At 64.3% G+C, this 26,214-nt stretch carries 27 protein-coding genes; 13 read left to right on the top strand and 14 right to left on the bottom strand.

The features are described from left to right. Window positions 1–113 precede the first annotated feature (113 nt). Together U5A58_RS17365 and U5A58_RS17360 are read right to left on the bottom strand one after the other, a co-directional pair. Entirely contained in the window at window positions 114–524 is a 411-nt protein-coding gene (locus U5A58_RS17365; RefSeq protein WP_321962361.1) for a GFA family protein, read from the bottom strand. 85 nt (window positions 525–609) lie between these two features. Next, window positions 610–1,173 carry a thioredoxin family protein gene (locus tag U5A58_RS17360; RefSeq protein WP_321912050.1) on the bottom strand — a complete coding sequence of 188 codons (564 nt, stop codon included), beginning with the start codon at window positions 1,171–1,173 and terminating at the stop codon, window positions 610–612. A gap of 304 nt (window positions 1,174–1,477) precedes the next feature. Here U5A58_RS17360 and U5A58_RS17355 point away from each other — a divergent pair, with 304 nt between their 5' ends. From U5A58_RS17355 to U5A58_RS17335, 5 genes are all read left to right on the top strand, one after another. Then, entirely contained in the window at window positions 1,478–3,325 is a 1,848-nt protein-coding gene (locus U5A58_RS17355; RefSeq protein ID WP_321962360.1) for a cytochrome c biogenesis protein DipZ, read from the top strand. A 264-nt stretch (window positions 3,326–3,589) separates the two neighbouring features. Next, window positions 3,590–3,937: a DUF4148 domain-containing protein gene (locus U5A58_RS17350; RefSeq protein ID WP_321962359.1), complete on the top strand. Its 348-nt coding sequence runs from the start codon at window positions 3,590–3,592 to the stop codon at window positions 3,935–3,937. A 51-nt stretch (window positions 3,938–3,988) separates the two neighbouring features. Then, window positions 3,989–4,777, top strand: a complete 789-nt coding sequence (locus U5A58_RS17345; protein ID WP_321962358.1) for an alpha/beta hydrolase — start codon at window positions 3,989–3,991, stop codon at window positions 4,775–4,777. 157 nt (window positions 4,778–4,934) lie between these two features. Continuing rightward, a complete protein-coding gene (locus tag U5A58_RS17340) occupies window positions 4,935–6,125 on the top strand; it encodes an MFS transporter (RefSeq protein WP_321962357.1) in 1,191 nt (396 codons plus the stop codon). Window positions 6,126–6,163: 38 nt separating this feature from the next. After that, complete coding sequence (locus tag U5A58_RS17335) at window positions 6,164–7,564, top strand: amidase family protein (protein ID WP_321912040.1); 1,401 nt, start codon at window positions 6,164–6,166, stop codon at window positions 7,562–7,564. A gap of 33 nt (window positions 7,565–7,597) precedes the next feature. On the opposite strand, the gene U5A58_RS17330 is transcribed toward U5A58_RS17335, so the two are convergent. Next, entirely contained in the window at window positions 7,598–8,044 is a 447-nt protein-coding gene (locus tag U5A58_RS17330) for a helix-turn-helix domain-containing protein (protein WP_321962356.1), read from the bottom strand. A 184-nt stretch (window positions 8,045–8,228) separates the two neighbouring features. Here U5A58_RS17330 and U5A58_RS17325 point away from each other — a divergent pair, with 184 nt between their 5' ends. After that, window positions 8,229–9,410 carry an MFS transporter gene (locus U5A58_RS17325; protein WP_321962367.1) on the top strand — a complete coding sequence of 394 codons (1,182 nt, stop codon included), beginning with the start codon at window positions 8,229–8,231 and terminating at the stop codon, window positions 9,408–9,410. A gap of 44 nt (window positions 9,411–9,454) precedes the next feature. After that, window positions 9,455–10,804, top strand: a complete 1,350-nt coding sequence (locus tag U5A58_RS17320) for a pyridoxal phosphate-dependent decarboxylase family protein (protein WP_321962355.1) — start codon at window positions 9,455–9,457, stop codon at window positions 10,802–10,804. Between the two features lie 42 nt (window positions 10,805–10,846). Here the strand turns inward: U5A58_RS17320 and U5A58_RS17315 are convergent, their stop codons facing one another. Both U5A58_RS17315 and U5A58_RS17310 read right to left on the bottom strand, forming a co-directional pair. Further along, the gene (locus U5A58_RS17315; protein ID WP_321912036.1) at window positions 10,847–11,233 is read right to left on the bottom strand and encodes an MAPEG family protein; all 387 of its coding nucleotides are present in this window, start codon (window positions 11,231–11,233) and stop codon (window positions 10,847–10,849) included. Between the two features lie 24 nt (window positions 11,234–11,257). Next, on the bottom strand, window positions 11,258–12,541 hold the full coding sequence (locus tag U5A58_RS17310) for a diguanylate cyclase (protein WP_321962354.1): 1,284 nt from the start codon (window positions 12,539–12,541) through the stop codon (window positions 11,258–11,260). Between the two features lie 255 nt (window positions 12,542–12,796). Here U5A58_RS17310 and U5A58_RS17305 point away from each other — a divergent pair, with 255 nt between their 5' ends. The 5 genes from U5A58_RS17305 to U5A58_RS17285 all read left to right on the top strand — a co-directional run bounded on the left by U5A58_RS17305 (window position 12,797) and on the right by U5A58_RS17285 (window position 17,356). Continuing rightward, entirely contained in the window at window positions 12,797–13,186 is a 390-nt protein-coding gene (locus tag U5A58_RS17305; RefSeq protein WP_321962353.1) for a hypothetical protein, read from the top strand. 285 nt (window positions 13,187–13,471) lie between these two features. Continuing rightward, entirely contained in the window at window positions 13,472–13,813 is a 342-nt protein-coding gene (locus U5A58_RS17300) for a hypothetical protein (RefSeq protein WP_321962352.1), read from the top strand. 714 nt (window positions 13,814–14,527) lie between these two features. Next, on the top strand, window positions 14,528–15,571 hold the full coding sequence (locus U5A58_RS17295; protein ID WP_321962351.1) for an AraC family transcriptional regulator: 1,044 nt from the start codon (window positions 14,528–14,530) through the stop codon (window positions 15,569–15,571). A gap of 232 nt (window positions 15,572–15,803) precedes the next feature. Further along, window positions 15,804–16,736: a hypothetical protein gene (locus U5A58_RS17290; RefSeq protein ID WP_321962350.1), complete on the top strand. Its 933-nt coding sequence runs from the start codon at window positions 15,804–15,806 to the stop codon at window positions 16,734–16,736. Window positions 16,737–16,783: 47 nt separating this feature from the next. Further along, entirely contained in the window at window positions 16,784–17,356 is a 573-nt protein-coding gene (locus tag U5A58_RS17285) for an OsmC family protein (protein ID WP_321962349.1), read from the top strand. Window positions 17,357–17,431: 75 nt separating this feature from the next. On the opposite strand, the gene gspG is transcribed toward U5A58_RS17285, so the two are convergent. The 7 genes from gspG to U5A58_RS17250 all read right to left on the bottom strand — a co-directional run bounded on the left by gspG (window position 17,432) and on the right by U5A58_RS17250 (window position 23,405). Then, window positions 17,432–17,896 (bottom strand): type II secretion system major pseudopilin GspG, encoded by a 465-nt coding sequence (gene gspG / locus U5A58_RS17280; protein ID WP_321962348.1) that lies wholly within the window; start codon window positions 17,894–17,896, stop codon window positions 17,432–17,434. Window positions 17,897–18,105: 209 nt separating this feature from the next. Continuing rightward, complete coding sequence (locus tag U5A58_RS17275) at window positions 18,106–18,921, bottom strand: IclR family transcriptional regulator (RefSeq protein ID WP_321962347.1); 816 nt, start codon at window positions 18,919–18,921, stop codon at window positions 18,106–18,108. Between the two features lie 54 nt (window positions 18,922–18,975). Then, window positions 18,976–19,704 carry an SDR family NAD(P)-dependent oxidoreductase gene (locus U5A58_RS17270; protein WP_321962346.1) on the bottom strand — a complete coding sequence of 243 codons (729 nt, stop codon included), beginning with the start codon at window positions 19,702–19,704 and terminating at the stop codon, window positions 18,976–18,978. 27 nt (window positions 19,705–19,731) lie between these two features. After that, a complete protein-coding gene (locus tag U5A58_RS17265; RefSeq protein ID WP_321912025.1) occupies window positions 19,732–21,033 on the bottom strand; it encodes an MFS transporter in 1,302 nt (433 codons plus the stop codon). A 53-nt stretch (window positions 21,034–21,086) separates the two neighbouring features. Continuing rightward, the gene (locus U5A58_RS17260; RefSeq protein ID WP_321962345.1) at window positions 21,087–21,824 is read right to left on the bottom strand and encodes an SDR family NAD(P)-dependent oxidoreductase; all 738 of its coding nucleotides are present in this window, start codon (window positions 21,822–21,824) and stop codon (window positions 21,087–21,089) included. Further along, on the bottom strand, window positions 21,821–22,342 hold the full coding sequence (locus U5A58_RS17255) for a 2,4'-dihydroxyacetophenone dioxygenase family protein (RefSeq protein WP_133181145.1): 522 nt from the start codon (window positions 22,340–22,342) through the stop codon (window positions 21,821–21,823). Before U5A58_RS17255 ends, U5A58_RS17260 begins: the two co-directional genes overlap by 4 nt. A 127-nt stretch (window positions 22,343–22,469) precedes the next feature. After that, window positions 22,470–23,405: a LysR family transcriptional regulator gene (locus tag U5A58_RS17250; protein WP_321962344.1), complete on the bottom strand. Its 936-nt coding sequence runs from the start codon at window positions 23,403–23,405 to the stop codon at window positions 22,470–22,472. 174 nt (window positions 23,406–23,579) lie between these two features. Between U5A58_RS17250 and U5A58_RS17245 the strand changes: the two genes are divergently transcribed. Then, window positions 23,580–24,719 (top strand): iron-containing alcohol dehydrogenase, encoded by a 1,140-nt coding sequence (locus U5A58_RS17245; protein ID WP_321962343.1) that lies wholly within the window; start codon window positions 23,580–23,582, stop codon window positions 24,717–24,719. A 22-nt stretch (window positions 24,720–24,741) separates the two neighbouring features. On the opposite strand, the gene U5A58_RS17240 is transcribed toward U5A58_RS17245, so the two are convergent. Both U5A58_RS17240 and U5A58_RS17235 read right to left on the bottom strand, forming a co-directional pair. Next, window positions 24,742–25,164, bottom strand: coding sequence for an SRPBCC family protein (locus U5A58_RS17240; protein WP_321962342.1), 423 nt, complete (start codon window positions 25,162–25,164; stop codon window positions 24,742–24,744). Between the two features lie 18 nt (window positions 25,165–25,182). Next, a complete protein-coding gene (locus tag U5A58_RS17235; RefSeq protein ID WP_321962341.1) occupies window positions 25,183–26,181 on the bottom strand; it encodes an aldo/keto reductase in 999 nt (332 codons plus the stop codon). Between the last annotated feature and the right edge of the window lie 33 nt (window positions 26,182–26,214).

Below are 26,214 nucleotides of genomic sequence, written 5' to 3'. Positions count from 1 at the left end.
GTCCCGACCACCTCGACGTGAACGACGCGGTCAAGCGGCCGCCCGCGTATGCCAATGGTCTCGCGAACGACTGGGGCAATCCGCCTCGGGAAACGCGGCATCTTTGAATCGCCTCAAGGCGCGCGTCCCGAATATTGGGCGATGCCGGGCCCGCGGGCATCGAGCTGATGTCGGTCAGACGTGAACTGAACGAATTCGGCATGGAAGCGTGAAGGGTCGTCGAGCGTTCCCGCGTAGATCGTCACGATATCCGGCGCATGCTGGGGCGTGCCAAAGAGCAGGCTGCCGCAACGTGCGCACGCATTGCGCGTGGTCGGCATGCCGCTGCCGCCGGTTATCGTGTAAGACCGGATTTCGCCCTCGAACGAGAATTCGCCCGCGCTCACGACGACGACAGGCAAGCCGCCCGACCCTGAAGCGCGCTGGCAATCGCGGCAGTGACAAATGAGTTGCGTCAGCGCGGCGCCGCGCGCGTGGTATTGCACCGCGCCACACAGGCAGCGGCCTTTCCAGGCATTCGACATTGGCCTTTTTCCTTTTTCGGGTTTGCGCCCAATATCGCATGGTACGCGCGCTGCCCCGGAACCCGGAGCGGCGCGCGCCAGTCGATCATCCTTGCTTGCCCTGGATGCCCAGCAGATCGCGAATCTTCTGCTCGGTCTGCGCGTAATCCCCTTCGCCGAAGTGCGTATAAACGAGCTTGCCGTTCTGGTCGATCAGATACACCGCCGGCCAGTACTGGTTGCCGTAGGCATTCCACGTCGCGTAACCGTTGTCCTGCGCGACCGGGTACGTAATGCCGTATCGCTTGATCGCCTTTTTCAGGTTGTCGGTGTCGCGCTCGAACGAATACTCGGGCGTGTGCACGCCGACCACCACCAGACCCTTGTCGCGATAGCGCGCGTCCAGCTCTTTGATATGCGGGATGGTGTGCGCGCAGTTGATGCAGTCGAAGGTCCAGAAGTCGACGAGCACGACCTTGCCGTGCAACTGCTTGAGGTCGAGCGGCGGGCTGTTCAGCCAGTTGTTGATGCCGGTGAAGTTGGGCGCCTGCGCGCCGGTTTGCAGCGCGGCCGAGCCGAGCGAAGGTTCTTCGCTGGAGGCGTAGGCGGCGAGCCCGGCGCTAGCGGCGAGGCCGATGGCGACAGCGGCGATCTTGAGACGAGAGATCATGAGGGTTCTCCTTGTGTGGACGACGAGCGTATTGGAACGCTCCCACGTATCTGGCTCGTGTCCCCGCCGCGGCACTGTTGAAACGTAGTGTGTCGCCGCCGGGGCGCGATACGTAGCGATACAAATCGCTCGCTGCGCATCCACAGCGCGTCCACCGCCGCGCGTTTGTATCGGCATGTATCAAACCGCTTTCGCGATACATGACGATGCACGACGCACGCGTTCCAGACATTCCCCGGATACATGCTCGCGCTGAAATACGTCACATGGCAAGTCCGCCGACATTCGTCTGGAGACCGAACTCATGTTACTCATCGTCATCGCATTCGTGGGCGGTGCGTTCACCGTCCTGAGCCCCTGCATCCTGCCAGTCGTGCCGTTCGTGTTCGCGCGCTCCGAAGAGCCCTTCCTGAGCGGCCGCCTGCCCATGCTGCTCGGCCTCGCGCTCACGTTCGCGCTGCTCACGGGTCTGGGCGCCGCGGGTCTGAACGGCGCGGCGCAGTTGAGCGAGTACGGCCGCTGGATCGCGCTCGGGCTTTTCGCGCTCTTCGGCGCGGCGCTGCTCTTTCCCGCGCTTGCTGCGCGCCTCTCCGGGCCGCTTACTGCGCTCGCCGAGCGCTTCATGGCGCGCTCGCAGGACGACGGCGCGTCGCGCCGCATCGGCTCCGCCATGTTGCTCGGTGCGGCGACGGGGCTGCTCTGGGCGCCGTGCGCCGGGCCGATCCTCGGTCTCATCATTACCGGTGCAGCCCGCCACGGCGTGACCTGGCAGACGTGGGCCGCGCTCGCGGGCTATGCCGTGGGCGCCGCCAGTTCGCTTGCGGTAGTGGCGGGTCTCGGTCATCGCGCGATGGCCGCGCTCAAGCGCTCGCTCGGCGTGGGCGAGCATGTGCGGCGCGCAATGGGCGCGCTCGTGCTCCTCACGGTCGGTGCGATCGCGCTGGGTCTGGATACGCGCTTGCTCGTCCTCTTGCCGGGTGCGCCGACCAATGGCGTGGAAGCGCGCCTCGTCGATTTGCTGGCGGCGCCCGCCGCGAATCGCGCGGAGCCGGCGCCGCATGTGGAACGGGAGGCACAGTCGAGCCCGGCGCCGCAGTTGACCTCGCAGTTCGCCCCTCAATCAGCCGATCTGTCCGCCCACATCGTGCGCGTCTCACTGCCCGCTCACGCGGCCGCCGCCGATCTGCCGGTCGAAGGCCGTTTGCCGCCGCTCGACGGCGCGATCACCTGGCTCAATTCCGCGCCGCTCACGCCCGAAGCGCTGCGCGGCAAGGTCGTGCTGGTCAACTTCTGGACCTACTCGTGCATCAACTCCTTGCGAGCCCTGCCGTATCTGAAGACGTGGGCGGAGCGCTACCGCAACGACGGTCTCGTCGTGATCGGCGTGCACACGCCCGAGTTCGGTTTCGAGCATGACACGGGCAACGTCAAGCGGGCGCTGGCCGACCTGAACATCCGCTATCCCGTTGCCGTGGACAGCGACTACCGCATCTGGAACGCCTTCGGCAACCAGTACTGGCCGGCGTTCTATCTCGTCGATGCCCAGGGCCGCGTGCGTTATCACCACTTCGGCGAAGGGGACTACGCCCAGGCCGAGCAGGCGATCCAGCAACTGCTCGCCGACAACGGCCACGCCACGCCCACGGCCACGCCGCAGGCGCCGCAGGCGAGCGGCGCGCTGGCTCCGGCGGACCTGCGCGACATCGGCTCGGGCGAAACCTACGTGGGGTATCGCGAGGCGCAGGGCAACGCGAACCCCGAGCGCGTGCACGGCGATACGGCCGCGGCCTACACATTGCCCGGGCAGCTCGACCTGAACCAGTGGGCGTTCGGCGGGCAGTGGAACGTGGGCGCCGAATCCGCCGTGGCGGGGGCGCCGCAGGCGAGCATCGCCTACCGCTTCCATGCGCGCGACCTGCACCTGGTGCTTGCGCCCACCGCCGACGGCAAGCCCGTGCGCTTTCGCATCAGCATCGACGGCGCGCCGCCGGGCGCCGCGCATGGCGCCGATGTCGCAGCGGACGGCACGGGCGTCGCCACGAGCCCGCGCCTGTATCAGCTTGTGCGCCAGTCCGGCCGCATCGGGGAACACACCTTCGAGATCCGCTTTCTCGACCCGGGCGCGCACGTCTACAGCTTCACGTTCGGCTGATACGCGCTAACCCCGCGCCACGCCGCCGTGCCCTCGCGGGCGCGGCGGCGTTTGCGTTGCGGCCCGCGCCGCGCCTCATGGGGGCTTTTTGTAGCGCAATGTATCTGCGCGCAATCCGGACACGTTGATACGCAAACCGCGCCCCAAATGGAAACACGGCAGATACATCCGGGCGTTCAAATACACCTACACCAGCTCGATACACCCCTCGCGCTGAACGGCAACCCGATCTGAACTACTGTCTACCTCACTTTGGAGAACGTCATGAAAGCCCTCAAGCTCCTCGCCCTTGCTGCTCTCGCCGCCGCCCCGGTTCTTTCGTTCGCGCAGTCGAACGAGCCCGTTACCCGTGCGCAGGTGCGCGCCGAACTCGTGCAGTTGCAGAAGGCCGGCTACAACCCCGCCGCCGACGAAACCCAATACCCGCGCAACATCCAGGCAGCGCTCTCGCGCGTGGAAGCCTTGCAGGCCGCCCAGCAAGCCATCGCGCCGTCGTATGGCGGCGTGGCGAACGGCTCGTCCGCTTCGGGCGCGGCGCATCGCGACGCGGACGCCGCACGCGCTGCGCAGGACGATGTCCCCGGCCTCGGCCCGATCTACGCGCATTCGTAATACGCCCGTCCCGACCCACCGAACGACCCGATAAAAGAAGAGAGAAAGACGATGGCTTCGATCAAAAAGATTTTCACTTCCGTGGCGCTCATCGGCGGCCTCTTCGCGCTGCAGGCGGCGCACGCCGCGCCGCCGCAGGATCTGAAAGGCACCAACGTCGTGCTCGTGCACGGCGCGTTCGCCGACGGCTCGAGCTGGAGCCGCGTGATTCCGCTGCTCGAAGCGCGCGGCCTGCACGTGGTCGCCGTGCAGAACCCGCTCAGCTCGCTCGCCGACGACACGGCCGCGACGAAGCGCGTGATCGAGCAGCAGAAGGGCCCGGTGGTGCTGGTTGGCCATTCGTGGGCGGGCGTCGTGATCAGCGAGGCGGGCAACGACGAGAAGGTGAAGTCGCTCGTGTACGTCGCGGCTTTCGCGCCCGACAACGGCCAGTCGATCGCCGATATCACGCAGGGCCAGCCGGACGCGCCGTGGGCGAGCGAACTGCGCAAAGACTCGGCGGGCTACCTGACGCTATCCGACAAGGCGATTCGCGAGGACTTCGCACCCGACCTGCCGCCCGCGCAGCAACGCATCGTGGCGGCCACTCAGGGCCCGTGGTTCAGCGGCGCCCTCTCGCAGAAGGTCACGCAGGCCGCGTGGCATGACAAGCCCTCATATTTCGTTGTGACGGCGCGCGACCGCATGATCGACCCCGCACTGCAGGAATCGATGGCCAAGCATATCGGCGCGAAGGTGACGCGCGTGAACGGCAGCCACGTCTCGATCCTGAGCCAGCCGAAGGCGGTGGCCGACGCGATCATCGACGCGGCCGAGCACGCACAGCAGGACGCAAAGTAACCCGCACGCCGCCCGTAACCCGCCGGGCAGTGGAAGCGCTTCCACTGCCCGGCGGCCCGCATGCCACCGTCATCGCACCCCGAGGAGCACCCGAATGCAGCGCTGGGCACAGGGACTGATAATGTGCACGCTTGCCTCATCGTCCGGAAGGCCTGCCGTGCGTCCATTCAGTGCCCTCATCATGCTCGTCGGCGTCCTGCTCGCATCGGCAGGCTATGGCGCGACGTTCCTGTTCTCCATGCGCGTGCACGCCATCGGCGGGAACGACATCAACACCGGCGTGGCGCTCGCAGGCGCGGCCCTCGGCACCTTCGTGGGCGTCTCGCTCACCGGCTGGGTCGCCCAGCATGTGGGCGCGGCGCGCATGGCGGCGCTTGCGGCGCTCTGCGTGGGGGCGGGCGTGGTGAGCTTTGCGCTCGTCGAGCACGTGAGCAGCTTCGATGTCGTGCCCGGCTTCCTCGTGGGCTTCGGCTGGGGTGCGTTTTGTCTCGCCGCCCCCATGGCGCTCGCCGAGCGTACGAACGACGCCGAACGCGGGCTCTGGTTCCTGCGCTTCGCCACCATGCAGATGACGGGCATCGGCGGCAGCCCGGCGATTGCGGGCTTTGCGATCCGCTTCTGGCGCATGCCGCTTGGCGGCGTGCTCTACGCGATCGGCGGCCTGTGCGTGCTGGCGGCCGTGCTGCTCGAACTATTCGGCCGGATTGCGCCGCACGTGCGCTCCGCTTGCGTGACGCAGGAGCCGGCCTCGCCGGACCCGTGGCTCCTGAAGGCGGGCGTGATCGCCCGCACGCGCGCGGTGTATCCCATCGTCATCATCGCGCTCGGCGGCTGCGTGTTCTCGGGCCTCATGACATTCCAGATGTCGCTCGTGCAGGGCACCGAGGCGAAAGCGACCACCTTCTTCAGCGTCTACACGGTGACCGTCATCGCCACGCGCTGGCTGCTCTCGCGCGTGGTCATCAAGCTGCGCTCCGAAACGGCGACGAAAGTGCTGCTCACGATGATGGTGCTGGGCAGCGCGGCGATGTTCGTCGTGCCGTTTCACGTGCTGTTTCAATCGGCGGCCGCGGTGCTGCTCGGCACCGGGTACGGGCTCGCTTACCCGATCGTCCAGCTTCAGGCCGTCAACGACTCCGTTGCCGCGCACCGCCGCGCCGCGCTCACGTGGTTCGTCGCGGCGTATTTCGTCGGCGCATTCGGGTTTCCGACTGTGGGCGGCTGGGTGCTGGTGCACGGCGGCCGGGCGGCGCTGCTCGCGCTCATCGCGGCGTGCGGACTGGCGGCGCTCGCGCTGGCCGTCCTGCGCGACAGGCGGCGTGTCGAGACGTTATCGGCGAGCGCCTGACCGACTCATTCTCAATTTGCCAACGAACCGGAGGGATCGTGACTGAACTTTGGCGTTTAACCGCAACTGAACTCGCAAAGCAGGTTCGCGCGCGCGAGGTGTCCGCCCGCGAGGCCGCGAAGGCCGCGCTCGAGCGCCTCGAAGCCGTCAATCCGCTCATCAACGCGGTGATCGACTATCGGCCCGAATGGGTCTTCCAGCAGGCCGACAGGATCGATGCGGCGCTCGCGCGCGGCGAAGACCCGGGGCCGCTCGCGGGCGTGCCCGTGACCACGAAGATCAACATCGACCAGGCGGGCTTTGCCACGACCAACGGCACGCGCCTGCAAAAGGATCTGATCGCGCAGGTGAACAGCCCCGCTGTCGAGAACCTCGTGCGCGCCGGCGCGGTGCTGCTCGGCCGCACCAATTCGCCGACTTTCGCGCTGCGCTGGTTCACGAGCAACCAGGTGCACGGGCATACGAAGAACCCGCGCAATGCGTCGCTCACGCCGGGCGGCTCGAGCGGCGGCGCGGCGGCGGCGGTGACGGCCGGCATTGGCCATATCGCGCTCGGCACCGACATTGGCGGCTCGGTGCGCTACCCCGCGTATGCGTGCGGCGTGCATGGCTTGCGGCCCAGCATCGGGCGCGTGCCGGCGTTCAACGCGTCGTCGCCCGAGCGGCCGATCGGCGCGCAGATGATGTCGGGCGCGGGCCCGATGGCGCGCACGGTCGAGGACCTGCGCGTGGCGCTCGCGGCGCTGGCGGCGCCCGACCTGCGCGACCCCTGGTGGGCGCCTGCGCCCCTCATCGGACCCGACGTGCCGCGGCGCGCGGCGCTGTGCCTGCGCCCGGGCGGCATGAGCATCACGAAGGAAGTGGAGGACGCCTTGCTCGACGCCGGCCGCCGGCTCGCCGACGCGGGCTGGACGGTCGAGCAGATCGACGACGTGCCGCTCTTGCGCGACGCCGGCGAAGTGCAGGAGCGCCTGTGGCTCGGCGACGGTTTCCCGGCGCTCGCCGACGCCGTGGCGCGCGACGGCGACCCGGGTGCGCAGGCCGTGGTGGATGGCGTGCGCGCCAAGGTCGCGGCGATGCCCGAGAACGTGGTGGTGCCGTCGCTGGTGCGCCGCACGACGCTCACGCGCGCATGGCGCTTGTTCCTTGCGGAGTATCCCGTGCTGCTGCTGCCGGTTTCGGGCGAACTGCCGTTCCCCGATAACCTCGACATGCAGGGCGCGGCGGGCTTCCAGCGCGTATGGGATGCGCAACTCACCATGCGCGCGTTGCCCGCAATGGGCTTGCCGGGACTCGTCGTTTCGACGGGCATGGTGAAGGACGTGCCGGTGGGCGTGCAGATCGTGGCCGGGCACTTTCGCGAGGACCTGTGTTTGCTGGCGGGCCAGGCGATCGAAGAACGCGGCGCGCCGCCTTCGCCTATCGATCCGGCCGTGTGAGCCGGGCAGGCGCTGCGCCTGACGAAAGGGCCGTCACGCGGGTTTCTTGACCACGGTGTCGTGAGGCGTGAGCGGGTGCCCTTCGCGGGTCTGCGGGAACATGGAAAGCAACGGCTTGCCCGTTGCTTTGTCGATCAACCACGAATGCTTCTCGCCGCGTTCGAACAAATGGCGCTCGCCCCACTGCTGAAGGGCGACGATAACGGGGAAGAGGCTTTCCCCTTTCTTCGTTAGCACGTACTCCTGATAGGCCGTGCCGTCGGAGGCAGGCCGTGTTTCGAGAATGCCGGCCTCGACGAGCTGGCTCAAACGGCCAGACAGAATATTGCGCGCCACGCCCAGATTGCGCTGAATGTCACCGAAGCGATAAACACCGTCGAAAACGTCGCGCAGGATCATCAGCGACCACCGGTCGCCGATCACGTCCACCGAGCGTGCGACGGGACAGGTTTCCTTCTTCGCGGATTTGCGGCTTGCCATGGCGATTTCCTGATTTGCGGGTACGCAGCGGCGAAATGGGCTCGCCTCACGTAGTTGCATTTTAAAACTAGCTGCCCTACCATTCAACCAGTTTTGTTTTGAAACTGGATCGCAAATCATGGACGCGGATTCCATCGCGCTCGCGTCGCCGGCCCGCGATGCTTTCGTCCGGTCGCGCGCGCCGATGCCGCGCGGCCTCGTACTGCTGTTCGCTGTGGCTAGCGGCCTGAGCGTTGCCAACGTCTACTATGCGCAGCCTTTGCTGGACGCTTTGGCGCGCGATTTCGGCATTACCCGCGCCGCGGTTGGCGGCGTGGTCACGGCGACGCAGGCCGGTTGCGCGCTGGCGTTGCTGCTGCTCGTGCCGCTGGGCGACAGGGTGGAGCGCCGCCGCCTGATGCTCGTGCAATTGCTGGCGCTGGCGGGCGCGCTGTGCGTGGTCAGTCTCGCGCGATCCGTCGCGGTGCTGCTGGCTGGCATGCTCGGTGTTGGCATGCTGGGTACGGCCATGACGCAGGGTTTGATCGCCTATGCGGCGGCGGCGGCCGCGCCCGACGAGCGCGGGCGAGTGGTGGGCGCAGCGGGCAGCGGTGTATTCATTGGCCTGCTGCTGGCTCGCGTGTTCGCAGGTGGCGTGAGCGATCTGGCGGGCTGGCGCGGGGTGTATGGCTGTTCCGCCGCCGTGATGCTCGCGCTTGCTGTGCCGCTGTGGCTTTGGCTTCCGAAACTTGTGCGCACGGTGCAGGGCACGATGAGCTATGGACAACTGATCATCTCGATGTTCGCGTTGCTGCGCTCGGATCGCGTGCTGCAGACGCGCGGCGTGCTCGCGCTGCTGATGTTCGCGATTCTCAATATCTTCTGGAGCGCCCTGGTGCTGCCGTTGAGCGCGCCACCCTACAATTTTTCCCATACGGCGATTGGAGCGTTCGGCATCGCCGGGGCGACGGGCGCGCTTGCCGCCGCGCGCGCCGGCCAATGGGCCGACCGGGGTTGGGGCCAGCGCACCAGCGCTGCCGCGCTCGCGCTCTTGTTGCTGGCGTGGTGGCCGCTCTCGATGCCGGGGCATTCGCTATGGATGCTGCTGGTTGGAATCGTGCTGCTCGATCTTGGCGGCCAGGCGTTGCATGTAACCAATCAAAGCTTGATCTTTCGCGGCAGCGAGCACCTGCATAGCCGACTCGTGAGCCTTTACATGCTGTTCTATGCGGCTGGCAGCGGGCTTGGCGCGATTGGCACTACAGCGACGTATGCCGTAGCTGGCTGGCATGGCGTGTGTATGCTAGGTGCGGCCGTGAGTTTGCTCGCGCTGCTGTTCTGGGCCGTTACAGTGCGAAGCACGCCGCGCGTGGCCTGGCGAGCCTGAGCGCTGAACTGACATTTGAATGGAAAAACGGACAGGGGGCTTGAATGGACGAACTGAAACTACTGGCGGATGCCGACACACGCGGGCTGCGCTATGTCGAAGGAAACGCCACGCGGCGTGTTTTCCCCTCGAACGAGGCCATCGCGGCGCTCAGTGCGTTCGACGAGCCGCTGCCCGCAAGCGGATTGCCCGCGCAAGACGCGCTGTCTTTGCTCGACCGTGTCGGCTCGCCGGCGACCACGGCTTCGAACGGCCCGCGCTACTTCGGCTTCGTGATCGGCGCGGCGCTGCCTGCGGCAGCAGCGGTGGAGCGGCTCATGCTGGCGTGGGACCAGTGCGCCTCGACGTTCGACAACTCGCCGGTCGCCGCCACGGTGGAGCGAGTCGCGGGCCGCTGGGTGCTCGAAGCGCTCGACCTGCCGCGCGAAAGCGCCGTGGGCTTCGGCACCAGCGCCACGGCGTGCACGCTCGGCGCACTCGCGACCGCCCGGCGCGCGCTGCTTGCACGGCAAGGTTGGGATTTCGACCGCCAGGGGTTGATCGGCGCGCCCGAAATCAAGGTCGTGATTTCGGAACTCGCCCACATCACGGTGAAGAAGGCGCTGCGCATTCTGGGCTTCGGGCTCGATCGCATCGTCTATGCGAGCGTCGACGCGCATGGGCGCGTGGATGTTGCGCGCCTCCCGACGCTCGACGACCATACGATCCTCTGCCTGCAGGCCGGCGAGGTGAATACCGGCGAATTCGACCCGTTTGCGTCGATCATTGCGCGCGCGAGGGAGGCTCGCGCGTGGGTGCATGTCGATGGCGCGTTTGGCCTGTGGGCGCGGGCCGCATCGTCAGCCGCGTTGAGCGCGTTGACCGAGGGCATCGAAGGCGCCGATAGCTGGACGACCGATGCGCACAAGTGGCTGAACACGCCGTACGACTGCGCGATGGTTATTTGCCGCGACGCGCAGGCGTTGGCCGAGGCGATGAACAGCGACGCCGCTTATTTGTCTGCGAGCGCGGACGCGCAGAAGAACCTCACGCTGGAGTTCTCGCGCCGCGCGCGCGGTATTCCCGTGTGGGCGGCGCTGCGCACGCTGGGCCGCGGCGGTGTCGCGGCCATGGTCGAGCGCCATCACGCGCAGGCGCAGCGCATCGGCGCGGAACTCGAGCGCCTCGGCTACGAGGTGCTCAATCGCGTCGTGCTGAATCAGGTGCTGTTCCGCTGCGAAACCGACGTGCAAACGCAGGCGCTGCGCAGCGCCGTGCAGGCCAGTGGCGAAACGTGGTTCGGCGGTACGACGTGGCAAGGGCGGCCAGCGTTGCGCATCAGCGTGTCGTCGTGGCGCACGCGGGATGAAGACATCGAAGCGCTCGTGCAACTACTGGCATCGTTGCGCGCATAGTCAAGGGCGCGGCGTCGCCGCGCACGGCTCACGCCCCCCGACTCAACGCAGCAACGCAAAACTCAACGCGATCCCGGCAGCGTAAGTGCCGAGCGCGCCGACAAATCGGGCGGGGTTGGGCTTCGCCATCGAGGGAAACGCGATCAGCCCGACCACGAGCAGGCACCGGCAGAGTGTTGCCGCCACGATCAGCGCGAGCGTTGCGGGCGAGGGCGAGTGTGCGCCCAGATAGAGAAACAGCACGGCCAGGAAGGGCGCATATTCGGCGGTGTTCGCGTGCGCGCGAACCAGCTTGTGCAGCAGGCTGGCCGGGTCCGTCGCGCAACCCGAGAGTGTGCCCTCGCGAAAGCGCAGCATGGAAATGCTCACGCCGAGGCCAAACAGCAAAAGACCCAGCACGGCCACACAGGCCAGCGCGATTCTGTCCATTAGAGGCTCCTTGGCGAGAGAGGACTAACCGATTTCCACGCGGTTGCGTCCGTTGTCCTTGGCTCGATAGAGCGCGAGGTCCGCGCGTTTGATGAGCGGACCCAGGTCGTGCTCGCCCGGCAGGCGCTCGGTCACGCCAATGCTCACCGTAAATGGAACGGGCTTGCCCAGCCGCCAGGTATGTTCGAAATTGCGCTGCTCGATCGTGAGCCGCAACTCTTCGGCTGCCGCCGTTGCCTGCTCGATATCGAAGTCGGGCAATGCAGCGACGAATTCTTCGCCGCCCCAGCGGGCAAACACGCGAATCCGGCAGTCGGAGTTCATCACGACCTTGGCCAGGACACGCAGCACTTCGTCGCCAATATCGTGTCCGTAGCTGTCGTTGATCTTCTTGAAGTAATCGATATCGAGAATGAACACAGAGAGCGTGTTGTCCGATTCGAGCAGCTTTTCAACGGTGTCAGCGAATTCACGGCGGTTCGGCAGGCCGGTCAGTTCGTCGGTCACGGCCTGCTTCTGGAGCAAGTCCATCAATTGAACGCGATCGGCAATATCGCGAATCACGGCGGTGAATTCGATCAGCCCGCCCACGTTGATTTTCGAAATCGCGATTTCAACAGGCAATAGCGACCCGTCGCGATGGAGCCCATAAACGCGATTGCGCTCGTCCATTTGCCGCGAGCGCACGGGCGAGCGCGCGAACTGGTGGACGTATTGCGAATGATTGGCGCGGTAGCGCTCCGGCAGAAGTTCCGTAATGGGGTGCCCGAGCATTTCCGTGGCGGAGTAGCCGAACAGGTTTTCGGCGGCACGGTTGAACAGCGTAATGCAATGCTGCTGGTCGATCGTGATGATCGCGTCGTAGGCTGCATCCACGACGGAGCGAAAGCGCGAAGTGCTGACTTCGAGTTCATGTGTCAGCAACATTTTCGTGGTGATTTCCAGACCCGTCACCATGATCTCGAGCACGGAGACGCCGCTTTCGGCGTGCCGTATCGGCTTCAACGACAAGCGCCACCAGTGCGTTCCGTCCCTCAGGTCGTAGGCTTGCTCGAGTTCCCGGGCGACGCCGGTTTCAAAGCATTCGGTCAGTTTCTGGCGGAATTCGGTTCTGGCGTAGTTGGGAATGAGCGCATCGAACGACGCCGGGAATGACTTGATCGCATTGCGTCTGCCGCCCGTCATCCGCATGAAATGATCGTTGCACGCCGAGACGACGAACTGCCCCCGCTCGTCGCGGCCGATCATGGCCACGCTCGCAGCGATTTCGTCGACGAAATCTCGAATCATGTTCGACCAGTCGGCCATCGAGCCTCCTTTGCCAGCTAGCCCAATACACTGACAATATAGTAGTCCGCATTGCACGGCGGTGGCACGGCAATGTCGCCCGCTGCACGTTTTCGAACATGCCGATGTACGCACGCTCTGTGCGGTAGCTCACCAAAGCGGCCCTCACTCGTTACGAATCTTCTTGCTCCTGCGGCGGTGGATATCTACATTGAACTTACGTGCTGGCGGCGAGATTTTGCAGCGCGAGAACAACCTGAAAATATGAGGAATCGCATGCGGCGCAAATCTACATGGCTCGGATGGTCCCTGTGCCTTGTCGCCATGCACGCTTTCGGGCAGACCCAGCCAGGCTCCACGGCCCCTTGCGCCACGCCACGCCAGCACGCGGCGACCGAAGCGCGTGTGGCTGCGATCACGCAGGGTTTCGACGCGTATCGCATAGGCAACGATTACGCATCGGCCGACAATCAGCGGCTCCAGGCGCTGGCCACCGTACGCCGGTGCCAGACGCGCTCGTCGAGCGACCGATGCAGCCGCGAGCTCCAGCAGTACACCATTTCCGACCAGCAGTACCGGTATGCTGCGCAGAACATGGACTCGTACAACGCGGCGGCCGCGACGCAACAAAGGGCACGCGCCGCGGAGTTGCCGGTTTGCCGGTAATAGCGCGTTGACCTCGCGTTGACCGCGCATCCACGTGGCGCGGTGCTATCGCGCCGCCGCGTTCCACGCACGCTGCGATGCCGCGCTCCGCGAGGTCCCGGAGCGTGGCGGTACGGCACGCCTTAAGCAGTAAAAGATCGGCTGCCGGTGCGTCAATGCAGCGATTTTTACGGCATTTTTTCTTGTGCGGATAACAACGCCACGCCTACACTTGCGCGTCGAATCTGCCTGAGGCGTTGCCGTGTTTGATCACCCGCCGTTCAATCCCGTGGTACTCCGTTAATCATGCCAATGCGCTTTCGAGGCTGGCTGAAGCTCGCGCTGCTCACGTTTTCCGTGGACCAGATACTGACTGCCGTGTTCGGCTACGCGACCCAACGAATCGATCCGGGCATTTCCGACGTCGAGACGGTGATTTTCAGCTGCATTACGTGCTTTCTCGTGAGCCACTGGCTAGTGGCCGACGCGCGGGCTGCATGGGCCGCAGCAAAAGAGCAGGGATTCATCGGGCCCGCGCCGACCGGCGGCGCTCAGGGAGCGCCACTCGACATTGCCAACGCGTGCCCTCGCCGCTGGCTCGTCGTGCTGCATCTCGAGTTGAATCCACAACTCGCACAAAGTATTTGAAATTGACACTGCAAGCAAGCCCCGCGCTGCGCCCGGGAATTCATCCGTAACCGCTTTATATCTCCGCGCTATTGCCTGTTCAATACGCTGAAAATGCGCGAGACCGTTTTCGCGGTCAGAACCAGAAGAGCGCCAGAGACGCTGTAATCGACGTGATGCATCACGTCGGCCACATAGAAAACGGATAGCGCGACCATTGGGTGATGGATCACACGGCTTATCAGGCATTTCATCGGTATCTCACGCTTTTCGCTTTTGCCCGAAAGAGTCACTGTGTGTGAACCGATTCGTGCGAGTGGGTTGGCGCGCCAGGTTTCCAGAGTCCGAGGAAGGCTTGATTGCGAAGCAGGGATGACGCCGGTCCGTGATGTTCCTTCCTGTGACGAACATTGCCCGCGTGGAGCCTTTGCAGTCCTGCTCGTACGTCGATCTTTTTTGACCGATCGTCCACTTCTTGACGATGCGTTGCGTGCCCGTTGCCGGGCGTCCAAAAATTACCAGGTCATCCTGATCGAGCGTGCGCGCCGGTGGCCGCGCGGCCATATGGCAAGCGTCCGATACGCGCAAAGTGCTTCATTAAGCGGGATGAAATCGTCAGTAAGGGAACTGTCATTGAGTGAGATTGCGGGTATAACATGTAGCCCTTGTCCATCGTGACGAATGACCGGCGGCGCGAATTGCCGCCAGGGAAATCGCATTTCACGCGAGCTATTCATGGATGCAGTCTCTGATGTTCTGCGCGCCATTCGTCTAAGCGGCGCCGTGTTTCTGAACGGGACATTCACCGCGCCGTGGTGTCTGATCGGTCGCACCGATGCGTCGCTCTGCGGCGCTTATTTGCCCCCTTCCGAACGTATCGTTTCCTATCATCTGGTCGTCGAGGGAAATTGCTGGGCGCAGCTCGCCGACGATCCCGGTTCGGCTATTCACGTCCATGCCGGGGAATTGATCGTGGTGCCGCAGGGCGAGACGCACATCATGGGTAGCGCGATCGATCTTGTGCCCGTGCCGTCGGACTCGCTGCTGGCCGGGCAGATGGCGGCAGCACCCGGCGAGGTGATGACGCTGTGCCATGGCGGCGGCGGGGCGGCGACGCGCATCGTGTGCGGCTTTCTGGCCAGCGACGACACCCTGAACAACCCGCTGCTCTCAACGCTGCCGCGGCTCTTCAAGATTGATATGCGCCAGGATCCGCGTGCGGCCTGGCTCGAGTCCTCTCTCAAGCTGGCCGCCGCCGAAGCGGCCGAGGCGCGCGCGGGCGGCACGATTGTGCTTGCGAGGCTGTCGGAGCTGTTGTTCGTCGAAGCGATCCGTAGCTGTATTGAAGCGCTACCTGAGGACCAGACCGGCTGGCTTGCCGGCGTGCGTGACCGCTACGTTGGACGCGCGCTGTCGTTGCTTCATGCTCAAGCGGCGCATGCGTGGACCGTCGACGAGCTTGCACGAAAGGTGGGCTTGTCGCGTTCCGCGCTGGCGCAACGCTTTACCGAGCTTCTGGGCCAGCCGCCCATGCAATACCTTGCGAGATGGCGCATGCAGATTGCCGCGCACGAACTTCTGACCAGTAGCAAGTCGATGATCGCTGTTGCTGAACAGATTGGCTATGAGTCGGAAGCCGCGTTCAGTCGCGCATTCAGACGCGAATTCGGCATGCCTCCGGCGGGCTGGCGCAAGAGCAAGGAAAAGACCGACGACCTGGACGGATCAGCTCGGCACTCACAACACTTGAGTGGCGTTGCGGCATCGCCGGATTCGTGATGCATTTGGCGAGACGCAGTGCACTCTCGATAGCGTCGTCTGGCTCGAAGCATGTCCGCCAGCGAGTCGAAAAGGCGTTTCAGTCATATCGCCCGGCGACTCGATCATAGAACTTCAAAACACCCAATCGTAGATTGAGCGTGCCGGGAATGCCAGTTCGCTCAACTGGCTGTGCCCGGCGAGTCCACGCTCAACACCAGACCGCTCCACGGTCTCTATTGGGAGAACTTCCATGAACCTGGTATTGCGCGAGTCCGATCGCGATCGGTACGCCCGATGCATTCGCGCTTCGAAGAGAGTCAGTTGGGACATCGACCGCGACGTGATTGGCGGCCGTGCCTTCGATATGTCCCAGAAATATTTGCCCGACGGCCTCTCGCTAGTGCCGGATTTCAACACGCTCTCGGAAAGCGAGAAGCGGTTCGTCAGCCAGATTCAGGGGCGCACTTACGCGAACGTGTTCGGGTTGGTCGAGCGCTTCATCAACGCCAAAGTGCTGGAAGTGAGCCGCGACTACTGGCTCGGCGATCAGGTGGCGCTCGAAGCGCTCGTTCGCTTCAGCGACGAAGAACTCAAACACCAGGCGCTGTTCCGCCGTATCGAGCACATGATCGGCGAAACGCTGCCTGCTGGTTATCGCTTCGACGTCGACCCCGACGCGCTCGCCGCCGTGGTCCTTGGCAAGAGCACCTGGGCGGTGCAGGCCATGACGCTGCATATCGAACTCTTCTCGCAGATTCATTATCGACAGAGTATCCATGCAGACGATCAGCTATCCGAACTGTTCAAGGATGTATTTCTTTACCACTGGAAGGAAGAAAGTCAGCACGCCATTCTCGATGAACTCGAGTGGAAACGAAACGACGCCACGCTCACGGATGCGGCGCGCGATAGCGCAGTCAACGAGTTCATCGACCTGGTGGTCGCGTTCGACGGCTTCTTGCGCGCGCAGGCGGCCGCGGACTCGCGATATTTCATGGCGAACTGCGGGCGTGCGGTCGACGAGGACGAAGCCACGTCAATCGAAGCGAATTTCCATCACGCCTACCGGTGGCAGTACATCCATTCCGGCATGCATCATCCCCATTTCGCGCAGGTGCTCGATCGGCTCGTCTCCGAAGAGCAAGGAATGCGTATCCGCGCTGCGCTCGCCACACTGCATTGAGCGTGACGCAACGTGAATGAAACATTCAATTTCAAGGAGAGAGAATCATGAATGCCAATGCACAGTCAACTGAAGCGAACATCGTCAACGGGCTCAACGTCGACGATCTGCTCGCACTGATCGAAGACGTCAGGCGCGATACGTCGAAAGCGGCGACCAACTGGCGCGTCGCGACCGCCTGGATGGGACAGACGCGCAGTCGCGCCGAGGTCCACGGGTTTTCGATCGGTGGCCAGCAGGTGCCGCGCCGTTTCACGATCGATATCGACGAGCCATGCGAACTCGGCGGTGCGAATCGGTTTGCAAATCCCCAGGAACATCTGATTGCGGCGTTGAACGCGTGCATGACGGTGGGCTACGTCGCACAATGCGCCGTCCGCGGGATCACGTTGCAATCGCTCGAGATAGAAACCGAGGGCGACATCGACCTGAGGGGCTTTCTCGGTCTCGACCCGCAGATCGCGAACGGCTACGAGTCTTTGCGGTACATCGTTCGTATCAGGGGCGACGGCACCAGGGAGCAATTCGAGCAAGTGCATGACGCGGTGATGGCGACGTCCCCTAACGTCTACAACCTCGCGAATGCGGTTGGCTTGAAATCGACGCTCGTGGTCGAGTGAATAGAAACACCTAACGCGTGCCCTCCGGAGGAACGTCAGCTTCTCGCCAGTGCTTGGCCGAAGCTGACGACGCAACTATTCCCATGAGCCGACGTCGGTGTCGTCGCCTTCGCCGCCTTGCCTGGCGTCCTGACCGTAGCTGAACACATCGATCTCACCATGCACGCCCGGATTGAGATACTGATAGGGATTGCCCCAGGGATCGTCTGGTAATCGCGCAAGATAGCCGCCTTCCTTCCAGACGCCTGGCGTGGGATTGGTGTTGGACTTTTCAATCAGCGCACGCAGGCCTTGTGCCTGGGTCGGATAGCGGCCGTTGTCGCGACGATAGCTATCCAGGGCTTGCATGATGGTGGCAATGTCCTGTTTCGCGAGAGTATGCCTGGCTTCCTCCGGCCTCGTCATGGTCTTTGAGACGAACAGCACGGTTAAGAGCACTGGAAGCGTAACCGCGACCGCGATCCGGATTAGCGTGGTCCCTCGTCGGGAGCGGCTTTGCTGAGTTGCGATTCCCGAGCGTCTTTCGTTTCCTGCTTGCATATCTTGCTAAGCCTGTTCAAGAGGATTGTTCGGGCGCGATATGAGTGTGCAGACAGCTCTGGTCACCCCAGACGCTCATTGTAATGGTATAGCCGACGACCGCGGAAACACGTACCCGGCCAACACGCTTCGGGCAGGCGAATTATCCGGGTAATGCCGACGAGCGGCGTGTGGAAGAGGCGAAGCAGGCGAGCCCGGTGACTATTGCACTAACGCGTGGCAACGGGGCCCAGCCGCGCGGCAATGGTGCGGCACGCGGCGAGCAGCGGCTCGATGTAGCTGCGTTGCGCGTCTTCCTGGCGGCGAAACATCGGCATGCTGACGCTCACGCATCCCACGGCCTGGCCGTCGGCGCCGAGAATCGCCGCGCCGTAACACCAGATCGATTGCTCGTTTTCTTCGCGGTCTTCGGCATAGCCGCGTTGCGCCGTGAGTTCGATCTCGTCGCGAATCGCGTCGAGGTCCGTCATCGTATGTTCGGTGAAACGCACGCGCGGCGCCTGCGCAAGCAGCGGCTCGCGCTCGGCAGGCGTGAGCGTGGCGAGCCACGCTTTGCCAACCGAACTCGACGTGATCGCCACGCGCGTGCCGATACGCGAGGCCATGCGCACGGCGTGCGGACTTTCGAGCTTTTCGATGTACACCATCGCGCCGTCGCTGGGCACGGCGAGATGCACCGTTTCCGAGGTGGTGTTGCGCAGCTCCATGAGGGCGTCGACGGCGGCGATGCGCAGGTCGGAGCGCTCCCAGCTGCGGCTCGCGAGATTCACGAGACGCGGCCCGAGCGCGAAGGTATTGCCGCCGCCCACGGCCGCGACGAGCCCTTCGGCCTGCAGCGCGGCGACGATGCGATGCACGGTCGGGCGCGGATAGCCGCTCGCGGCCACGAGCTTCGCGATGTTCGGCGGCGTGCTGGCGTCGGCAATGAGCTGAAGCACGGCGATGAATTTCGAAAAGGCAGCCGTGCCGGCAACGCCCTTGGCGTCGCCGGGTTGGGAGGAGGCGGGAGAATCTGTGGTTGACATCGGAAAGCTTGCGGGCACCATGTGTGGCGCCATTATGCCCGCAATTTCAGGCGATCAGGCGCACAGATAGCCGCCGTCCACGGGCACGATCGCGCCCGTCATGAACGAAGCAGCGGGCGAGCACAGAAACGCGGCGACGTTCGCGACTTCCTCGGGCTGGCCCCAGCGCTTCATCGGCGTGCGCTCGAGTATGCCCTGTGAGCGGCCGCCGTCGTCTTGCAGCGCCTGGGTGAGCGGCGTGGCGATCCAGCCGGGCGCAACCGCGTTCACGCGGATGTTGTCGGGCGCATAGGCGATGGCGAGCGAGCGCGTGAGTTGCGCCACGCCGCCCTTGCTGGCGCTATAGGCCGGTACGAGGCCGCCACCGAAAAAGCTCAGCATGGAGGCCGTATTGACGATGCAACCAGACGACGCCTTGAGCAACTCGCGCGCGCTCGCGCACACGCGCATGGTGCCGTTGAGATTGATGTCGAGCACGCGCTCGAACGCCTCGATCTGGTGCTCTTCGCCGCGGCTGATCACGCCCGCGCAATTCACGACGATATCGAGCCGCTCGAAACCGCCAATCAGCCGCGTGACGTCTTCCGTCGAACGCACGTCGAGCGCGGCGCGCTGCACGCCGGCATCGAGCGCGTCGGGCGTGCCGGCGGGAGGCGGCAGGCCCGCGGCCGTCGTGCACGCGCCGAGTTGGGCGAGCCGGTTGGCAATGGCCGCGCCGATGCCGGAGTGGCCGCCGGTCACGAGCGCGACTTTGCCCGCGAGAAAGTTGTCCTTGAATGTCATGATGCGTAGTGCGAATGAATGAGTGAATCAGGTGAGTTGGGTAGCGGCCGCCTGGCGCTCGCCTTCGGGGGCGACTTCCCTGACGACGAAGAGATAGACGAACGCGGCGGCGAACGCGACAGCTGCGCTAATGAGCAGGGCGTTCACGAACGAGTGCGTCTGGTCCACCACGATGCCGGTGATGACCGGCGCAAACGAGCCGCCGAAATAGCCGCCGAAGTTCTGCATGCTGCCAAGCGACGCCACGAGATGGCGGGGGGCCGCCACGCTCACGAGCGCCCAGGCCGCGCCGCTCGACATGTTCACGAAGAACATCGCAACGGAAACATAGGTAATGGCGAGCGCGGTGCTCGGCGTGTAGGCGGCGGGGACGGTGAAGGCCGCCGCGCCGATCAGGCCGACACACAGCGGCCACTTGCGGCTGCGGATGGGCGCCATGCCGCGCTTGAGCAGGTAGTCGGAAATAAAACCGCTGCTCGCCATGCCGATCGTGCCGAACACATAGGGAATGGCGACGAGCCAGCCCGTATGCGCGATGGAAATATGACGTTCCTTCTCCAGATAACCCGGCAGCCAGGTGAGATAGAGCCACACCATGTAGATCACGCCCATGAAGCCGAAGATCATGCCCCACGTATTGCGCTGCTTGAGCAGCATGCCCCACTCGGCGAAACTCAGCGCACTCTTTTTCGGCGCTTCGGTGGCGCCGTCTTCGAGCCAGGCGGTTTCTTCGGCTGTGAGCGTGACCTGGTCGCGGTTGCGATAGACCACATACCAGCCGATCGCGACGAGCACGCCCAGCACGCCCATGATGATGAACATCGGACGCCAGCCGAACGTGAGCATCAGCACGGTAAGGAGTGGCGGCGCGATCATCGGCGCGATGGTGGAGGAGGAAACGAACGTACCGGTTGGCGCGCCGCGTTCGCGCACGGCGAACCATTCGTGTATGACCTTGGCGCCCGCCGGAAAGAGCGGCGCTTCGGCAATGCCCAGCACTACGCGCGCCGCGAGAAAGTGATTGATCGTCTGGATGAACCCGCCCGTGACCTGCGCCAGCGACCACACCAGCATGCCGAGCCCGAGCATCACGCGCGAGCCGAAACGGTCGAGCATCGCGCCCACCGGCAATTGCGCGAACGCATAGGCGAGCGAGAATGCCGAAAGCAGCAAGCCCATTTGCGAAGCGTTCAGATGCAGTTCCTCCGCCACCGAATGATTGGCGATGGAAAGCGTGCTGCGGTCCAGATAGTTCACGATGCCCGCTATTGTCAGAAAAGCGATGGCTATCGTCTGCGTGCGTTTAAGCCGTTGCGATTTTTTGATCACGGCGTGTCTCCTTTTGGCTGTTATCGTGTGTGTGGGGGCGGGCGGTTCGTGGGCTAGTACGTCGCGCGGCCGCCGGAAAGATCGAATATCGCACCGGTGCTGAACGTGCAGGAATCCGAACAAAGCCATAACGCGAGATCGGCAACCTCATCAACGCTGCCGAGGCGCCCGAGCGGGCTTTTGTCTATCATCGTCTGCACGTGGGCGGGCGACATCTGCGCGAGCAACGGCGTTTCTACGGCAGCGGGCGCAATGCCGTTCACAAGAATGCCCGCTTGCGCGAGTTCCTTGCCAAGCGATTTGGTGAGTGCGATCACGCCGGCCTTCGCCGCGCTGTAGGCGGACGCGTTCGGCGTGCCTTCCTTGCCCGCAAGCGAGGCGACATTGACGACGCGCCCCGACCCCGCACGGCGCATGGCGGGAACGACGTATCGGCAAACGTGGTAGGTGCCCACCAGATTGACGTCGACAATGCGTTGCCATTCGGCGGGATCGTAGGCGTCGAGGGGCACGGTCGAGCCGGCGAAGCCCGCGTTGTTCACGAGATAGTCGATGCGCCCGAATTCGGCGAGCGTCGCGGCCACTGCCGCTTCGATCGTCTCCGGGCGCGTGACGTCGGCTTCGATATGACGCGGCGCATCTTGCGCATCGAGCGAGCCGGGCACGCGGTCCCAGTTGACCGTGCGCGCGCCGCCGCGCGCGAACGCATTGCAGATCGCGCGGCCTATGCCGCCCGCCGCGCCGGTCACGACGGCCACGCGCCCCGTGAAATCATACTGGGCGCGGCTCATCGAATGAACTGGTCCACGTAGTCCTCGCCAAGACCCACAGCCGCGTAATGCTTGCGGCACATGTCGATCTTCGTGAACACGTCTTCGTAACCCGTGTAGTTGCCCCACGGATCGCAATAGAACATCACGCCGTTCACCTGGAAGTAGGTGATCATTTCCTCGACGTCTTCCGGCACGTAGAGCGTGTGCGTTTCGCCGGGCGGCTCGAACACGTAGCTGCCTTCGGTCGCTTCCCAGTCGTGCTCCAGATAGCGCCAGCGCCCCTTGAGCACCATGCCGTGAACGGCCTGCGGATGCCGGTGCCTGCTCAGGACACCTGACTTACGCACGCGCAGCAAGTTCATCCAGTAGCCCTGTGCCGTGTTCAGGCACAACGGGCGGAACCATACGTTCTCGGCCTGGGGCACCCACACGCGCTCGTCGGTGGGAATGGCGTGGGGAATGACGATTTCCTGCTGCGCTTCCTTGGGGAACGGAAGCTGATACGGCGTCATGGGGGAATAGGTTTTGTCCGTCATCAGTTACTCTCGTTTGTCCATAATATGGACGTTAAGTCCACGATATGGTTCATTGTGCGGGAGGGATTTGATTTAGGTCAATGCCAGGGTTTCCCCGGGTTCGGCCGTCGCGCACTCAGAAGCGCGCTCAGCATTCGATGCCCTGCTTGTCGCACAGCGTTTCGATGAGCAGCCGTGGCGCGGGCGCGAGCGGCGCGCCTTTGCGCGTGACGAGTTCATAGGGTTCGCTGCGCGAAGCGAGGCGCAGCGGGAGGATGCAGGCCATCTCCTGGCTGGCGAAGAACTGCGCGACGTCGATGGACACCAGCGCGACGAACGACGGATTGCCCTGTAGCAACGCGAGCGTGGCGAACGCGGACGTCGTTTCGAGCAGGTGCGTCGGAAAGCGGATTTCGGCCTCGCGAAACTCGCGTTCGAGCAATAGCCGCATTGGCATGTTCGCGCGGTAGACCACCCAGCGGTACTTCTCCATGTCCTTGAGCGCGAGCTTCTTCGCGCGGCGCAACGGATGCCGCACGTTGGCGATCACCGCGAGCGTTTCATCCTGAAGCTTGACGCTCTCGTAGTGCTGCGGCGTTTGGCTGACCGTGGTGCGGCAGATCGCGAGGTCGAGCCTGCCTGCGTCGATCTGGCCGAGGAGCGCCGCGCTCGTGTCTTCGACAATTTCAACCGACATTTCCGGATGCGCCGCAATCAGCGTGGAAATCGCCTCGGTGAGCAGCGGCACCGCGCCCATGATCACGCCAACCGCCACACGCCCGCCACGCCCGCGCGAAAGTCCGACCAGCTCCTCGCGCAAATGCGTGAGATCGGTATGGATCAGGCGCGCATAGCGGATCGCGCAGTGTCCCGCTTCGGTGGGCTCGAGCCCACGATTGGTGCGGTTGAAAAGCGGCGTGCCAAACGTGGTTTCGATCTCCTGCAGCGCTTTGCTCGCACCTGGCTGGGTGAGGGCAACCTGTTGCGCGGCTTTCAGCAGCGAGCCGTGATCGCCCAACGCGATCAGGAGACGGAGCTGCTTCACATGAAGGCGGGAGATGATCGAATTGAGCGACGGGGTCATGGGGTTGAGGAAAAGTTATAGCTATATCAAATCTTCTCAATTACCGCGTAATGGGCGTCTCCCTATACTGGCCCGAAACAATAGCACTATGCGGCCGAAATGCGGTAATCGAATTGCAGTCTCGAGAGATTGCCGTCGCAATGGCTGAATTCACTATAACTGAAGCTCAATCCTATGTCCCTCATCAACTACGTCACGCAGATCCAGTTCGAATTTGGCGCCATCCGTCTGCTCAAGGACGAATGCGCACGCGTGGGCATCAGCCGGCCGTTGATCGTCACGGACAAGGGCGTGCGCGCAGCGGGGATCATCGATAGCGTGCTTGGCGCACTGGCAAGCGTTGCGAGCGCAACGATCTATGACGGCACGCCGCCCAATCCGAATGAGGCGGCGGTGCGCGAGGCCGTGGCGGCCTATCGCGCCGGAGAGTGCGACGGCATTGTCGCCGTTGGCGGTGGTTCGGCAATCGACCTCGCAAAAGGCGTGGCCGTTTGCGCAACGCACGAAGGGCCATTGCAGCGCTTCGCGGTGATCGAAGGCGGAGCGGCGAATATCACGTCGAAGACCGCCCCGGTTATCGCGGTGCCGACGACGGCGGGCACCGGCAGCGAAGTGGGGCGCGGCGCGATCCTGATTCTCGACGATGGCCGCAAGGTCGGCGTGATTTCGCCTTATGTCGTGCCGCGTGTGGCGATTTGCGATCCCGAACTCACGCTGGGTTTGCCGCCGGTCTTGACGGCGGCGACGGGCATGGACGCCATTGCCCATTGCATGGAGACCTTTCTCGCGCCCGCCTTCAATCCGCCCGCGGATGGCATTGCGCTAGACGGATTGTGGCGCGCGTGGCGCCATATCGAGCGCGCAACGCGCGATGGCGGCGACCGCGTCGCGCGCCTGAACATGATGAGCGCCTCGATGCAGGGCGCGCTGGCGTTCCAGAAGGGCCTGGGGTGCGTGCACAGTCTGAGTCACTCGCTCGGCGGCATCAATCCGCGCTTGCATCATGGCACGCTGAACGCCATCTTTCTGCCGGCGGTGCTGCGGTTCAACGAGCCATCCCCTTCGGTGCGTGACGAAGGCAAGCTCGACCGTCTGGCGACGGCGATGGGGTTGGGCAGCGGCGCCGAAGTGGCGAACGCGGTACGCACGATGACCGAACGGCTCGGTTTGCCGACCGGCCTCGCGCAGCTTGGCGTGAATGCTGAAATGTTCCCCGAGATCATCAAGGGCGCGCTCAAGGATCACAGCCACAAGACCAATCCGCGCGAGGCCTCGGAAGCCGATTACCGCGCCATGCTCGAATCGTCGATGTAACGCGGCGCGGCTTTGGTCGCGCTCAGGCGCGCGCCTCGGCTAGCGTCTTGAGGCGATCGAGTCCAGCACGGTACAGCACCTCGTAGTGCCCGACGAGCGACGCGGCCTGGCGCGCATCGCGCGGCTCGAACCGGCTCGCCCAGGTGACGGCCGTTGTGTCCGCATCGATCCGCCGCGCGCTAAGCGTCGCCACGTAATCCGAAACCGGATCGGGGCCTTCGACGATCGCGTAGCGATAGAACATTTCCGTTGCGCTGTGCTCGAGCAGGGCTTCGACGATGATCGCGCCGCCCATGGCTTCGAGGTGGCGAATGCGGCCGCCGTCCGAAAGCCGCGACGAACGCACGAACTCGAGCCACGCGGGGAGACCGTTGAAATCGCCGAGCATCGCCCAGACCGATTCGACGGGCGCGGCGATTTCGACGGATATGCTAACGTTAGCCATGGTTGGCAGCTCCATGCGTTAGTTCTGCGGGGTCGGCGCGTTCGCGCTGATCACGCCTGCCGATTTGAGTTCGTCCCAAAGCGCGGCGGGAATCGCGCAATTTGCGAGCGCGCGATTTTCCGCAATACGCTCGGGGCGGCTCGCGCCGGGAATCACGCCTGCCACCGCAGGGTGAGCAAGCGAGAACGCCAGCGCAACCGCGCGAATATCCACGCCGTAACGCGAACACATTGCCTTGATCTGCTCGACGCGATCGATCATCGCTTGCGGCGCCTTCTGATATTCGTAATGCGTGCCGCCTGCGAGCAACCCGGAATTATAAGGACCACCGACGATAATGCCGAGTCCGCGCGCCTGAGCCGCGGGCATCAGCTTTTCGAGCGCGCTGGCATGATCGAGCAGCGTGTAACGACCGGCGAGCAAGAAGCCGTCGGGATCGGCGCGCTCGATCGCCAGTTCGCAGGGCTCGACGCGGTTCACACCGAGTCCCCACGCCTTGATCACGCCTTCTTCGCGAAGGCGCGTGAGCGCCTTCGCCGCGCCCGACATCGCGACGTCGAATACGTCGCGCCACGCTTCGCCGTGGAAATCGACTGCCGGATCGTGAATCCAGACGTAGTCGAGATGGTCGGTGCGCAAACGCTTGAGGCTGTCTTCGATCGAGCGCAGCGTGCCGGCTTCGGTGTAGTCGTAGACGATGCGGTTCGGCAGGCCGTGCTCGAACAGCCCGCCTTTTTCGCCGAGGTCGCGCGCCGTGGTGGACTCCACTTCGTCCAGAATGAGACGGCCTACCTTGGTGCCCAGCACATACTCATTGCGCGGGTGGCGCGCGAGTGCCTCACCGAGGCGCAGTTCTGCGAGCCCTGCGCCATAGAGCGGGGCCGCGTCGAAATAGCGAATGCCGTTTTGCCAGGCGGCTTCAACGGTGGCGAGCGCTTCCTCTTCGGGAATCTCGCGGTACATGTTGCCGAGCGGAGCCGTGCCAAAGCCGATCCGCGAGGGAATGGTGATACGCATGGGTGTTCCTTCGTATTGCAAAACGTGCTGTTT

The sequence above is a fragment of the Paraburkholderia sp. J7 genome, assembly GCF_905220155.1.
Classification (GTDB): Bacteria; Pseudomonadota; Gammaproteobacteria; order Burkholderiales; family Burkholderiaceae; genus Paraburkholderia.
This window is presented reverse-complemented; position numbering and strand designations above follow the sequence as displayed.